The sequence below is a fragment of the Vibrio navarrensis genome (assembly GCF_015767675.1).
Classification (GTDB): Bacteria; Pseudomonadota; Gammaproteobacteria; order Enterobacterales; family Vibrionaceae; genus Vibrio.
In genome coordinates, this window is sequence record NZ_CP065217.1 from 1,907,813 (window position 1) to 1,920,941 (window position 13,129).

12 protein-coding genes and 4 pseudogenes are annotated in these 13,129 nt (G+C 43.0%); 1 reads left to right on the top strand and 15 read right to left on the bottom strand.

Annotated elements, in window-relative coordinates; all coding sequences use genetic code 11:
• Positions 1 to 46: 46 nt before the first annotated feature.
• The 7 genes and pseudogenes from I3X05_RS08985 to tnpC form a co-directional block, all read right to left on the bottom strand.
• Positions 47 to 760, bottom strand: coding sequence for a Fic family protein (locus I3X05_RS08985; RefSeq protein ID WP_337970624.1), 714 nt, complete (start codon positions 758 to 760; stop codon positions 47 to 49).
• A gap of 291 nt (positions 761 to 1,051) precedes the next feature.
• A protein-coding gene (locus I3X05_RS08990; RefSeq protein WP_337970625.1) for an IS3-like element ISVpa4 family transposase occupies positions 1,052 to 2,175 on the bottom strand; the annotation gives its coding sequence in 2 pieces (ribosomal slippage) (positions 1,052 to 1,923 and positions 1,923 to 2,175; 1,125 coding nt in all).
• A gap of 2,034 nt (positions 2,176 to 4,209) precedes the next feature.
• A complete protein-coding gene (locus I3X05_RS08995) occupies positions 4,210 to 5,106 on the bottom strand; it encodes a hypothetical protein (RefSeq protein ID WP_139046221.1) in 897 nt (298 codons plus the stop codon).
• An 18-nt stretch (positions 5,107 to 5,124) separates the two neighbouring features.
• Positions 5,125 to 5,454, bottom strand: coding sequence for a hypothetical protein (locus I3X05_RS09000; RefSeq protein WP_193278030.1), 330 nt, complete (start codon positions 5,452 to 5,454; stop codon positions 5,125 to 5,127).
• A gap of 258 nt (positions 5,455 to 5,712) precedes the next feature.
• Positions 5,713 to 5,769: pseudogene (locus I3X05_RS09005) on the bottom strand (DUF645 family protein); the annotation flags it as partial.
• 379 nt (positions 5,770 to 6,148) lie between these two features.
• Complete coding sequence (locus I3X05_RS09010) at positions 6,149 to 6,847, bottom strand: hypothetical protein (protein WP_188012074.1); 699 nt, start codon at positions 6,845 to 6,847, stop codon at positions 6,149 to 6,151.
• A gap of 293 nt (positions 6,848 to 7,140) precedes the next feature.
• Positions 7,141 to 8,484 (bottom strand): annotated as a pseudogene (gene tnpC, locus I3X05_RS09020) (IS66 family transposase); the annotation flags it as partial.
• A 71-nt stretch (positions 8,485 to 8,555) separates the two neighbouring features.
• Here tnpC and I3X05_RS09025 point away from each other — a divergent pair.
• Positions 8,556 to 9,736 (top strand): IS3 family transposase gene (locus tag I3X05_RS09025; protein WP_193158292.1). Its coding sequence is split into 2 segments (ribosomal slippage): positions 8,556 to 8,823 and positions 8,823 to 9,736, totalling 1,182 coding nucleotides; the frame shifts between segments, so codons are not numbered across the junction.
• Here the strand turns inward: I3X05_RS09025 and I3X05_RS09030 are convergent.
• The 8 genes and pseudogenes from I3X05_RS09030 to I3X05_RS09060 form a co-directional block, all read right to left on the bottom strand.
• A pseudogene (locus tag I3X05_RS09030) lies at positions 9,732 to 9,938 on the bottom strand (IS66 family transposase); the annotation flags it as partial. The gene I3X05_RS09025 and the pseudogene I3X05_RS09030 overlap by 5 nt on opposite strands.
• Before the next feature lie 59 nt (positions 9,939 to 9,997).
• Entirely contained in the window at positions 9,998 to 10,351 is a 354-nt protein-coding gene (tnpB, locus tag I3X05_RS09035) for an IS66 family insertion sequence element accessory protein TnpB (protein WP_337970604.1), read from the bottom strand.
• Positions 10,348 to 10,668, bottom strand: coding sequence for an IS66 family insertion sequence element accessory protein TnpA (gene tnpA / locus I3X05_RS09040; RefSeq protein ID WP_045569184.1), 321 nt, complete (start codon positions 10,666 to 10,668; stop codon positions 10,348 to 10,350). Before tnpA ends, tnpB begins: the two co-directional genes overlap by 4 nt.
• Positions 10,669 to 10,753: 85 nt before the next feature.
• Positions 10,754 to 11,344 carry a hypothetical protein gene (locus I3X05_RS09045; RefSeq protein ID WP_337970626.1) on the bottom strand — a complete coding sequence of 197 codons (591 nt, stop codon included), beginning with the start codon at positions 11,342 to 11,344 and terminating at the stop codon, positions 10,754 to 10,756.
• 198 nt (positions 11,345 to 11,542) lie between these two features.
• Positions 11,543 to 11,656 (bottom strand): annotated as a pseudogene (locus I3X05_RS23770) (DUF645 family protein); the annotation flags it as partial.
• Positions 11,635 to 11,721 (bottom strand): DUF645 family protein, encoded by an 87-nt coding sequence (locus tag I3X05_RS23775; protein WP_134820423.1) that lies wholly within the window; start codon positions 11,719 to 11,721, stop codon positions 11,635 to 11,637. The pseudogene I3X05_RS23770 and the gene I3X05_RS23775, both read right to left, overlap by 22 nt.
• A gap of 294 nt (positions 11,722 to 12,015) precedes the next feature.
• Positions 12,016 to 12,369, bottom strand: a complete 354-nt coding sequence (locus I3X05_RS09055) for a glyoxalase/bleomycin resistance/dioxygenase family protein (protein WP_337970627.1) — start codon at positions 12,367 to 12,369, stop codon at positions 12,016 to 12,018.
• Positions 12,370 to 12,544: 175 nt separating this feature from the next.
• On the bottom strand, positions 12,545 to 12,727 hold the full coding sequence (locus I3X05_RS09060) for a hypothetical protein (protein ID WP_094868033.1): 183 nt from the start codon (positions 12,725 to 12,727) through the stop codon (positions 12,545 to 12,547).
• Between the last annotated feature and the right edge of the window lie 402 nt (positions 12,728 to 13,129).

The window sequence follows — 13,129 nt, forward strand, 5'->3', positions numbered from 1 at the left end:
GCATGATAAAAATGCCACGCGTTGGCTGTCCTTCTTGAAGCGTTTGTTAGCCGATTTTCAGGTCTAGCTTGAAATTACGAATAATCTTTTCATCCAAACAGCTTCGTAAAAACTTATTCATTTGTGTCATGTCATTAGAATAGTAAAAATCGAGCATGAGCGTATTAAACTCTTGCTGACGCTTGGCTTGCACATTAATGATAGGAAAACCATTAGCCAACAAAATACCGTTCATCATGAACCGACCGGTACGTTTGTTAACATCCCAAAAAAATTGAGCGCGTGCCATTTGTAAAAATGCAGTAATTGCTTGATCGTAAACATCAGATTCACTATTAACCTGACTCTCAACTTCAAGCCATTTATCGTCCAACTCATCTGGAGCGGGGGGCTCATACTCTGAACCCGTAATGGAAACGTAACCAGAGCGAAACTTACCCCACTCTAACGCTTCTTCTTTGCCAGCTATATTGTGAATTCTCAAAGCGGTTTCTTTATTAAATTGAAACTCACCTTGATCAACTAAGCCAAAAATAAGTTCCCATGCTCGAGCTTGGTTCATTGCCATATTTTGATCACTAATTCGATGGCCACCTACGGTGATCCCATCAAGAATCGTTTGCACCTCAGGCAAAGTCATTGCTACACCCTCGAGGTTAACAGCGTCATAAACCAAAGCTGGAACATCTCTTTTGGCAAGTTGTTTAGCCAACGGTATATTTGGTTTCATATTCCACATGTTATCTGTCAATGCTGTCATGGTGGTCTTCTTCAATGTAAGTAAAACTTGGCTAAGTATACACTTACTGATGAGTAAGGTGGTAGAAGTCGGCTAACGCCCGGCTAAGGGGTTGACAACGCATAACCGAACTCAAAAAACACACTGTAAACACTGAGCTTCAATTTTGCACTAAAGTCGCCACGCGTTGGCAATCCCTCTTGAGCCGTTTGTTAGGCCAACCAATTGACACCTTCACTTTCAAAACTAAAGAACAGAAGTGGACCCCAATGGTTGGACGCATAAGCTCATTTCTTAAGTGGTTGACCCAGCTCATGCTGCGTATCTTTGCCTACCGAAGTAGGCCTCATCAGGAGTGAGGTTATTGAGTCCTTGATGGTTACGCTCTTCATTATAAAACACCATGTAGTTGCCGATTTCAAGCTCGGCTTCACGGGGCGTGGTATAAGCCTTTAAGTAAACCTCCTCATATTTCAGGCTTCGCCATAATCGCTCAATGAAAACATTGTCAACCCAGCGGCCTTTCCCGTCCATGCTTATACGTATGTCATGTTCAATTAACTTCTGTGTGAACTCTGTGCTGGTAAACTGGCTGCCTTGATCTGAGTTAAAGATATCAGGTGGCCCATAATGCTTCAGCGCTTCCTCAAGCGCTTCGATACAAAAACTCGTGTCCATGGTGTTGGATAGTCGCCAAGCCAGCACTTTGCGGCTATACCAGTCGATAATAGCAACGAGGTACAGGAACCCCTTCGCCATTGGGATGTACGTGATATCAATCGCCCAAGCTTGGTTTGGGTAAGTGACTTCGATATCACGCAACAGGTAGGGATACACCTTGTGTGCTTTGTTCGCCAGCGTCGTTTTGGGCTTGGGGTAAATCGCCCCAATCCCCATATCGCGCATGAGTCGAACAACACGCTTACGATTAACGCTATGACCCTTCTTAGCCAGCTCAGTTCGAATGCGCCGACTGCCCATAAACGGATACTGAAGATGAATTTCGTCAATCATACGGCGCAACGCAATCTCCTCAGCAGAGAGTCCTATGGGTTGATAGTAAGCGGTAGAGCGAGCAATATTGAGCAGCTCACACTGGCGCTTTATCGGCAATGGGGTGGATTTAACCAGCGAACTCTTTCGCTGGGCTCGGTCTAACGACCGAGCACTTTGGCCAAAAAATCATTTTCCATGGTCAATTGACCGATCTTGGCGTGAAGTTTGTCCACTTCTTCGGAATTCTCTTTTCCTGTGTGATTTTCGGTGGCAAAAATCATGGCTGCGTTTTCAAGCAGCTCCTTTTTCCATGTCGAGATTTGGTTAGCGTGCAGGTTGTATTTCTGAGCTAACTCAGCGACGGTTTTATCGCCTTTAGCGGCATCGAGTGCCACCTTAGCTTTAAACTCAGGAGAGTGGTTTCTACGTTTTCTAGTCATAATCTGTCCCTGTATTGTTGGGTACTATCAAAACAGATCGACCACTTAAAGTCATGTCCGAAAATCGGGGGCCACTTCTGAACAAAGCTTTTTTGCAAACCAAAACAAACTAACCCATTCATTTATAAACCAAAATGCCAAATCAGCAAAGAAACAAAAAACTCAAATTGAGCGGTTTGGAAGAAAAGTGACGAGCGTAGCATGCTCGGCGGACGTTTGGATGCTGAAGGTTATTTTGCCGCTAAATTCATAACGCTAAACAACCCACGCGATCAAGAAACAACAAATATGTGATGACTATTTATTACCTAACTTAAGCCAGAAAACCTTGAATTCACCGTTCAATTCCAACTCGATTTAGCTGATAAAAACTCATGTTGCCTAACGCCCGGCTAAGGGGTTGACAACGCACCACCGGACTCAAAAAACACACTGTAAACACTGAAATTCAATTTTGCACCAAAGCCGCCACGCGTTGGCAATCCCTCTTGAGCCGTTTGTTAGGCCAACAGATTGACACCGAGACTTTCAAAACCAAAGGACGAGCTTTTTTGCAAACTTGAAACAAACTAACCGACTCATTTATAAACCAAAATGCTAAATCAGCAAAGAAACAAAAAAACTCAAATTGAGCGATTTGGAAGAAAAGTGACGAGCGTAGCATGCTCGGCGGACGTTTGGATGCTGAAGGTTATTTTGCCGCTAAACTCACAACGAAAAGCAACCCAACGCGATCAAGAAACAACAAATACGTGATGATTATTTATTGCTTAACTTAAGCCAGAAAACATGGAATTTACCGTTCAATTCAAACTCGATTTAGCTGATAAAAACTCACTTTGCCTAACGCCCGGCTAAGGGGTTGACGACGCACCGCCGAACTCAAAAAACACACCGTAAACACTGAACTGCAATTTTGCACTAAAGTCGCCACGCGTTGGCAATCCCTCTTGAGCCGTTTGTTATGCAAATTCAATAAGATAAACTGACTTTACTCGACCAAAAGCCACAATTGCAATGGTTGAGTGATTCAAGAATCAACCCAAGCAAGAACTGTGATAAATGAGCTGCCAAAACAAAGCCCACCTTTCAACAACAAACCAAGCTCTTGAATCAGGAAAACTCAACGAGCGAAAACTTCAGCAACTAAAAAATGCTCGATAAACTTGCCATTTCCACACTTTGCGCACGCTGAATTGACAACAAAACAGCACCAAAACTCATTGAGGCAAACAAAGAACCTTGTCTGTTTTACGGCTTGAGTGAACCAAGAATTTTAGGATAAAAATGCTCATTTGCCGACAATACAAAACGAATGGCCAGAGAAATCCCAAAAGATTGAACTTCTAAATTTACCTGAGTTGCATAACGCCGCATTAAGTGGTGAGCGACGCTAAACACCAATGCTTCGACAAACCACTTAAAACGCAAAAACTGAATTTACACTAAAACCGCCAAGCGTTGCGAATCCGTCTTAAATGCTTTGTTATGCAAATTCAATAAGATAAACCAGAAGTTACACTACATTTGATTAAGAAAACAATCAAAATGTTGGTTAAGTGAACCAAGAATCAACCCAAGCCTGAACCGTGATAAATAAGCCACCAAAACAAAGTCCACCTTTCAGCAACAAACCAAGCTTTTGAATCTGAAAAACTCAACGAGCAAAATATTCAGCGAACTCGAAATTCTCGATTAACTTGCCCTTTCCACACTTTGCGCTCACTAAATTGACCACGTACAAACGCTAAAACCAATTGAGGCAAGCAAAGAAATTTGCCTGTTTTACGGCTTGAGTTAACCGCGAATTTGAGGATAGAAAAGATCATTTGCCGACAACACAAAACGAATGGCCAGAGAAATCCCAAAAGATTGAGCCCCTAAATTTACCTGAGTTGCATAACGCCGCATTAAGGTGTGAGCAACGCTGCCACTAAACTAAACCATACCACCGTAAACACCAAACCCAAGGATGGAATGAAAAATGCTGAGCGTTGGGAATCACTCTTAAATGCTTTGTTAACTGGCTAGTCACTATGCCTTATTGGGACTACTTTTCTCGAAAATACTTTTCATATGCTCAAATGCTTTGGGGTCAAAATTTGGTGAAGGAATCTTGGTAAATGCACTATCACTGTCAAAGTTCCAGTTCTCAAAGATAGACTTCATATCTTCTTTATCAACATTATTCCCATAGATTTCCAAGTATAGTTTTCCAAACCGAATAGCATGAACACGGTCACTTCGTTTAAGTGCTTCATGTAAATGGGCATTACCTTGATTAAAGCAATGCTTAGCAAATGCACCTAACAAACCAATTACAATCAACCCTTTGAGGATAAGGTAAATGAAAAATAGCCAGTCAATGTTTTCTTTTGATGCTACGTTAAACGAGTAAGCCCCATAAGCCAGAGCAGCAATAGCTGCACCAATTGACCATTTTAAAGCTGAAGTTCCACGCTCGTTCCACGCTTTAGCCTCCAACTGAAATTCTTGCGCTTTTTCATCCAGGATATCAATAGCATCAGAAACATACTCCGGAACCTTAATATCAATGCGTTCTTGTATCTTTTTATCATGCTCTAGTTGGAGTTCAGCGAGCCTTCTTGATATTTCTTTTTCACGATTGCTTAGCTCTTGAGCCTTTCGCTTTGACTGTACTTGTTGTTGATGTAAGTGCTTTTCTGCTTCAACAATCTGTTGCTGTATTGCTTCTAGTTGTTTTGATTGTTGTTCCACTTTTATTTCATGATGCTGCTCTCGATATTCAATTTGTTGCTCAATGCGTTTAAGCCTTTGCAATGCCTCAAACTCAATTGAGTTTTCAATATTACTATTCAACAGATGATTGTACTCTGAGTCTAAATTTAGTTCCTGTTGAATATAATCCTTCCATTGAAGTCTCATATTATGAGGCAATAATTTTAACAATCGGTTCCGCTGACTTTCCTACACAGACTTAAGCACTACACCTTGAGTATCAGGACTTAGGGCAGAGAAGATCTTTTTGATATTCTCGTTAGATAGCATGAACAAATATTTATTTATATTCCTCGGGGGAATAGTAGAAAAGACCTTTTCTATCGTTGCCGGTTTAGCGACGGAAAAAAAGCGGCGTAAACTTACTTCATCCAATACAGAAAAGACACGAGCAATTTCTTTCCCATTACTATTGTTTATTAATTGGTCAAAATCTTCATCACTTGAAACCAACCACAGCTCTCTAAGGTGCTCTTTTGGCAAGTTAGAGATTCTCGGATAATCTGTTTTTATATTCATATTCCTCCCAGACAGTTAACGCCCGCCTAAGGGGCTGGCAACGCATTACCACTAAACTCAAACACAACAACTGCAACCACCGCGGCTCAATGGGACTGGAAACGCTACGCGTTGACAGTCCCTCTTGAGGCGTTTGTTAGCTTCGTAGCCGATTGTTTAGCAATGATTTTTAAACACATTTGCTTGAAAATTATTTTACGCAGAAGCATCACACAAACACACGTCCAACGCCAAAAGCTGTGAAGTTGGCTGCCAAAACTCAAAACGGTCAAGGCTAAGTTGGTCACGGTTAAGAGTCCGCGACAAAGAAAGCATACTTTCAGCGATGATGCAGCCTTTGTGAAACCAAACTTTCCGCGTGGAGCATCCAACAACATTGAAGCATCGAGGCTTGCTAGTTTTCAGTGACTTTGAAACCACTGAACTTTCAACACGTTCGACCAAATCAGCATCAAGAAAAAGCCCAAAAGCCAAATTGTGCAATTTGAACGCTAAAGTCTGAATTTTCAGGACAATTAAACCCAGATTTTGATGGTTTTTGCTTTAAGAAGCTAACGCCGCGTTAAGGGGTGCAGGCACGCAATACAGAAGCTACCGCACAGTGCCGTAATCACCGAACTCAACGCAAACTGAAAATGCCACGCGTGCCAAATCCCTCTTAAACGCTTTGTTATGCATGTTTTTCAACCAAAGCTCAGGGCTTCACAGTTACTGTACGACCATGTCCGACTGAACAGTATTTAACAACACCATTTGGTGAAGTAAACTTTAAACTCTGAGCATTTAACAACAAATTTCTAAGTTCAGGTAATTCAAAAAACTTTTCTTCCAACTCTCCTTTGGGGCAATACCCAGCAAAAAACCTAAACTCTTTTTGATAGCTAAATCTGGAATCTTTTACTGTCAGAGAGCGCTCTGTTGGATCTTCTGAGTATTGAACTGCACCAAAACTGACTTTTAAGCCACTAGCTTTTTCTACTAACTGTGCGTAGTCCTGAATTCTATTCGCAGGCAAAATAACGAAAAACAGCCCGAATTCTTGCTGCATCCGCTCCAAAGCTCCCTCAAAATCATTGTGAGGGCCCATAATAGCCCAAGATTGCATCCAAGCATCATGTTGCTCATGAACAGGATAAACTAATACACTTTCGAACTCTTTATCATTCATTTCTAAGCCATCTGGCCTAATGAACTTAGGCTTAGGTCCACCAAGCTTTCTATCCCAAAATAGTATGCAAGATTCATTTCGATCACCTCGACCAATATCTTCACAAGTACGGTAGTAATGAGGCGTACGAAACAAACTTGTTCCTGCTAAAAAACTTAGATAATGCTCCTTTTGACTAAAGAACTTTATCAATGCGAACGCACTCTGCGAGCTATTTTTACTCATGAACAATACGCCTTATTATATTGGTGGCCAACATGCATAACGCTGCGTTAAGGGGTGAATGCCGCATAAACCAGCTTTCCGCAGACCACTTTCACCACTAAAACTCACCGCATACTAAAAATGCCACGCGGCATGAATCCCTCTTAAACGCCTTGTTATGTGTTTGAACCTATTGATTCAGCAATAAGTCTGTTCATGCGGTCCTTAACCGATTTATTAGGCCATGGCTCAGCCAAAACCCAAATTGGAACGGATAAGCCGTATCCGCCCCATGAACCCACGGGGCGATATTGTTAGTGTTTGAAGTTCCAAGGCAGGAGTGCATCGATATCAGGTTCCGCTTTCGCTAACTCCTGCATGCACTTGACCATGTAGTCGTAAAGGATAAGGCCGTTGGCTTTCGCTGTCTCGACGATACTGTAAAGCATCGCGCTCGCTTCCGCCCCGTTAGGGTTGGTCGAGAAGAGCCAGTTCTTTCTCCCAATAACCAGCGGTTTTATTGCGCGTTCAGCTCGGTTGTTGTCTATCGATAAGTGACCGTCATCGATATAGCGGGTGAGCTTCGGCCATTGGCCGAGCGTGTATTTTATCGCTTTACCCAGCGGGCTAGACTCAAGCACTTTCTGAGTTGTCATCCATTCATAAAGCTCATCCAGTATCGGCTTAGCATGCTCTTGGCGCTCTGCTTTTCGTTTTTCCGCAGACTCACCTTTTAAGCGTGATTCTATTCCATAAAGCTTCTGGATTTTGGCCAGCGCTTTATCCGCTTTACCTGACTTGCCTTTGCCTTGAAGCTTCTTCGCCTCCATGAACTTGCGCCGAGCATGCGCGAAGCAACCGACATTGGTGACGAGATGAAGCCCATCATAAACACCATAGCCATCGGTTTGTAGATAACCACTGTAATCCCCCAAGAAGGCAACAGGGCACGCCCTAGCTCGACTGTTTTGATAGTCGTACAAGACGATATTTCTCACATTAGGGAGGGCGGCATCTGGCGAGTCTGCGCCCGAGCAGTAAAGCCACATATAACACTGTTTATCTTCTTTGAGGACATTGAGCGGCGTTTCATCCGCCTGAATCACCACTTGCTCAAGTAGGTGCGTTTTTAAGGCCGCGTAAAGTGGAGCGAACTTCTCACTGACTTGGATAATCCACCTTGCCATGGTGGTTCGTGAGAGTTCGATACCCGACTGGGTAAACAGGGATTCTTGACGGTAAAGTGGCATCGCATATTGGTATTTGCCGAGGATGATATTGGTCAACAAGCTTTCTGTGGCGAAGCTCTTCGGGATAATGCTTTGCGGCGCTGGCTTTTGAACAATGCGGCTGTTGTCCTGAGTTTGCTCGCATTGGCGGCAAGCATATTTAGGACGAACATATTCCAACACTTTAAGTACCGCAGGTGTGAACTCAAGTTTCTCGCTACGGTCTTCACCGATTTTATGCAGACTATGTTGGCAGCAAGCGCACTGCTTTTCATCGTCGTCTAAATCGAGTTCGATAACCTCACGAGGCAAGGTCTTTGGCAGTGGCTGACGTTTACCGCGTTTCTTCGTTGTGATGGTCGTTGTGACAACTTCAACCTCTTCTTCCTTAGCGGCTTCACATTCCGCTTCGTTGAAGAGGTCACCTTGTAGTGGTACAGTAAATTTGGCCACCTAAATAGAGGTGTTAAAATACATCTCAGAGACAAATAGGTGACTTTATGAAAAATCGCACAAGACGAACTTTTAGTGCAGAGTTCAAGCTTGAAGCAGCACAATTAGTAACAGAGCACGGCCATTCGGTGACCGAAGCCGCTAAAGCAATGAATGTCAGTAAATCAGCAATGGATCGCTGGGTACGACAGCTTAAGCAAGAGCAACGAGGTATATCGCCGAAAGCCTCTCCGCTTACTCCAGAACAAATAGAAATTCGTGAACTCAAGAAGAGAATCGCTAACCTTGAGGAGCACAATGAAATTTTAAAAAAGGCTACTGCTCTCTTGATGTCGGACTCACTGAACAATTCTCGATGATCGAGAAACTCAGGAAGAGCTTTAGTGTAAAAACCTTATGCCATGTGTTCAGTGTTCATCGTAGTAGCTACAAGTATTGGCGTAACAGAGACAAACAACTCTCGCCAGAGCAGGTGAAATTGCACTCTATTGTGAGTGACATGCATGAAGCTAGCCACGGCTCAGCAGGTGCACGTACGATTGCTGATATGGTAACCAATATTGAGGGCATACCGCTTAGCCGTTATCGAGCAAGTAAGCTAATGAAATTACTAGGCTTAGTGAGCTGCCAGTCACCTAAACATAAATACAGAAAGGCCGAACAAGAGCATCTTGAGATCCCCAATCTTTTAGGGCGGCAATTTGCTGTGACTCAACCGAATCAGGTTTGGGTTGGTGATGTCACCTATGTATGGGTTGGCCATCGTTGGATGTATTTGGCTGTTGTCATGGATCTGTTTGCACGAAAACCTATTGGTTGGGCAATGTCACTATCGCCAGACAGCAAGCTCACTGGAAAAGCATTGATGATGGCCTTTGAATCTAGGGGCAGGCCCAAAGGGGTCATGTTCCACAGTGATCAGGGTAGCCATTATACGAGTCGCTATTATCGTCAGTTACTATGGCGTTGTCAGATTACACAAAGCCTATCAAGACTAGGCAATTGTTGGGATAATGCGCCGATGGAGCGCTTCTTTAGAAGCCTGAAAAGCGAATGGGTTCCCAGGGCGGGTTATCGTAGTTTTGCAGAGGCGCAACAAGAGATCATTCGATACATTATTGGATATTACAGCCAACTTAGGCCACATCAGTATAACGGTGGGTTAACGCCCAATGAATCGGAACGCTTGTATTGGGAAAACTCTAAAACCGTGGCCAATTTTAGTTGACCACTACACCTTGTGATTCATTGTAAGGCTTTAACGCCTCCGAGCGTTTAGCGAACTGACGGTCGAAGGCAAGTTTGAGTTGTTCAAGCAGCGATTGGCGCTCTTGTTTCAATTGGTTTTCTGACGCCAACAGTGCTTTCACCATCGCTTGTAGCTCGGCAACATCTTGGCTTTCTGGGTTGATATTTGGCGTCTTTTTCATGGCATTGATGATACTAAAATCATGCCGTTAATGCTTGGTGGATAAGACTTTATTATCGCTTAAGTCATTGTAAAATCGTTTATTCTAACGGGTTTATGGCCGATAATCGTGAAGCCAGAAAGCAGTCTATCAAGCTCGAATTGAGTTAGGGTAAACACCTCATTTTGCTCTTTTGATGGCCACTTGTACTTGGCTTTTTCAAGGCGCTTATACCAAAGAGCAAAGCCTGTTTTATCCCAGTACAACACTTTGATTTTGTCGCGCTGTTTGTTGGTGAACAGGAACAGTGCGCCGCTGCCCAAGGGCAAGTCGGTGTCATTTTCGATAATCGCAGCGAGGCCGTTGATGGACTTTCTAAAATCGACGCTTTCACGATACAAGTAAATCTTTGGAGCGCTGAGCATGCGTTTCATGATAACGCACCGATAAGCTCTGCGAGATAGGTCGCTGGTGTGCCTTGTGGGATGCTCAGTTCAACATTGTTTACAAGTAGTGTCATGTTGGCAACGACAACGTGAGTGGCTTGATACTTTGTCGTCTTTTCAACGACTTCTGCTTTAACAAAGCCAACCGTGTTCGGTTTTTCGATGTGCTTTAACTGTTGGCGCTTAGCGTAAAAAGTGGAAAGGCTCAGTCCGTTACGTTCACAGAATAATCGTTGTGATAGCTGGCTGGATTCATAGTGTTCGAACAGGGTTCGCCATTCTTGGTTAGTGCGTCGTTTGGCCATTTCAAATCTCCTTTGGGTTGGAGGTTTGATCTTATTATTCGGGCTAGACGATTAGAATGCGGGGTTTATGATGCGCTTACGTTTGTTAGGCATATGTACTAAAATATAATCCACTACCGAAAGACAAGGAATAATCGCCATTCCTATTCGCTTGACGAGTTATACAATCATTAGATTCTTGGCTAACAACAAATGAACAGTTTACGGTATATAAGCCTTCTTCTGTTGTAGGAATAAAGACCTCTTCATGAGCACATTCACCGGACCATAATGCAAAGCCTTCTGCGGACTGATCGACTCTAGCGAAAGAGCCAACAATAGGCTCAACATTTGAGTTGTATAATTGCGCCTGAATTGAGGATGCTTTGAGATCAATAAACTCAAAAACGTTTCCCGTGTTCTCTAGTTTAATAGAGAGTACTATACCGAATAATGCGCTTTGAGAATTCCTTACGGCTCTTGGTGTTACCACAACCTTAATCATTGGTTGCGAGGAGAGTTCTTTTCTCGTTTTTTCTAACTCAACTTCTAACTTTACTAACTCCAACTCAGCTTTACTTTTGGCACGTAAAGCCATAAATGTGTAAATAGCCCAAAAGCTAGCGACAGCAGCACCAAAAGAGACTGCTAATGCTTGAGCAATTTGTGCCAAATTTCTTATTTCTTCTAGTGTCATAAACACTCTCTATATGCCTAACGCCCGCCTAAGGGGCTGACAACGCACAACAACTAAACTCAAACACAACAACCGAAACCACCGCGGCTCATTGGGACTGGAAACGCCACGCGTTGACAGTCCCTCTTGAGGCGTTTGTTAGCTTCGTAGCCCATTGTTTACCAATGATTTTTTAAACACATTTGCTTGAAATGCATTTTACGCAAAAGCATCACTCAAACACACGTCTAACGCCAAAAGCTGTGAAGTGAGCTGCCAAAACTCTCAGCGATCAAGGTTACGTTGGCCACTTACCGAATTTCCGACAAAGAAAGCGCGATTTCAGCGACAATGCTGCTTTTTGTGAAACCAAGTTGACCGAGTTGAACATCCAACAACTTTGAAGCATCGAGGCTTGTTGGCTTTCAGCGGCTTTGAAACTGCGGAACTTCCAACACTTTCTACCAAATCAGCATCTAGAAAAATTCAAATACCAAATTGTGCAATTTGAACACTAAAAGCTGATTTTTCAGAACAAGAAGTTGGGATTTTGATGATTTTAGCCTTTAAGAAGCTAACGCCCGCTTAAGGGGCAGACAACGCTACTACCAACTTTCCGCATAACACCGTAACCACAAAAACCAACGCATAGTAAAAATGCCACGCGTTGGCTGTCCCTCTTGAAGCGTTTGTTATGTGGCTTTGCCTCGTAAGCCAATTAAGTTACCAAATGGGTCTTCTACTTGACACATTGAAAGCCCATTTTCTATTTCCATTGGGCCTCTGTATAGCTTTGCGCCAAGAGCCTCAAAGTATGTTAATGACTTGGATAAATCGTTTACCGACCAATAAAGAACAGTACCATTTTTACCAGAGCCCACCTTTTCATCAGCTTGCACTATTTCAATAAAAAAGCCATTAAGGTCTAACACTGTAAAATCAAAATCTGAGTGATAAACAGGCTTCGCGTCAGAAAAGGCTTTTTGATACCAACTTAACCCCTGTTCTACATTAGGGACATGAATAAGAACTGCTGCTGGGGTCATATTTTCTCTCTTGCCACATAACGCCCGCTTAAGGGGCTGACAACGCTACTACCAAGTTTCCGCATAACACTGAAACCACTAAAATCAACGCACAATAAAAATGCCGCGCGTTGGAAGTCCCTCTTGAAGCGTTTGTTATGCTCTTAGTTGATTACGCTACTACCCTTAAATAAGGTCATTTTCTAGATGGTGAAAATCTTTTGAAGATAGGTTCAAGGATATAGTTCAAACCTAAAATCGAAAGTGCATATACGCCTATCGAGGCAAAACCTCTGTAGCCAGTTGGTGATTCACCAAGAACAAAACTCACTAACAAAGAAGCAAGCAATCCAGCAATAAAAAGTCGAATAAAGTTCATACATTTCCTCTGAGAGCATAACGCCGCGTTAAGGGGCGCAGGCACGCAATACAAAAGTGACCGCATGACAACTTAACCACTAAACCCAACGCAAATTGAAAATGCCACGCGTGCCAAGTCCCTCTTGAACGCTTTGTTATGCTTAAGCTTCAATGACTTACACTTTACCAAAACCAAGATTAACTCAGCTTTAACTCACAGACAAAAGCCGAAAACCAAAAAACTGAAACGATTCATAGATTTGAAAAACAGACTTCGAATTTTGGCAATTCAAGCCCAAAAACTTGTGGTTAAAATACTGATTGAGCCAGCCGCACAAACCTCGCGCTTACTCGAAAATTGATTGAGGCAATTCTCTAAATTTCCAGCACCAAAGAATGAGTGTCCGGAAAACAGCGCCAA

What these genes read in the sequence shown, in the direction of transcription:
- I3X05_RS09060 (WP_094868033.1), bottom strand. Translation starts at nt 12,727, where the DNA reads ATGAACTTTATTCGACTTTTTATTGCTGGATTGCTTGCTTCTTTGTTA.
- tnpA (WP_045569184.1), bottom strand. Translation starts at nt 10,668, where the DNA reads ATGGCCAAACGACGCACTAACCAAGAATGGCGAACCCTGTTCGAACAC.
- I3X05_RS08985 (WP_337970624.1), bottom strand. Translation starts at nt 760, where the DNA reads ATGACAGCATTGACAGATAACATGTGGAATATGAAACCAAATATACCG.
- I3X05_RS09010 (WP_188012074.1), bottom strand. Translation starts at nt 6,847, where the DNA reads ATGAGTAAAAATAGCTCGCAGAGTGCGTTCGCATTGATAAAGTTCTTT.
- I3X05_RS09000 (WP_193278030.1), bottom strand. Translation starts at nt 5,454, where the DNA reads ATGAATATAAAAACAGATTATCCGAGAATCTCTAACTTGCCAAAAGAG.
- I3X05_RS09045 (WP_337970626.1), bottom strand. Translation starts at nt 11,344, where the DNA reads ATGACACTAGAAGAAATAAGAAATTTGGCACAAATTGCTCAAGCATTA.
- I3X05_RS09055 (WP_337970627.1), bottom strand. Translation starts at nt 12,369, where the DNA reads ATGACCCCAGCAGCAGTTCTTATTCATGTCCCTAATGTAGAACAGGGG.
- tnpB (WP_337970604.1), bottom strand. Translation starts at nt 10,351, where the DNA reads ATGAAACGCATGCTCAGCGCTCCAAAGATTTACTTGTATCGTGAAAGC.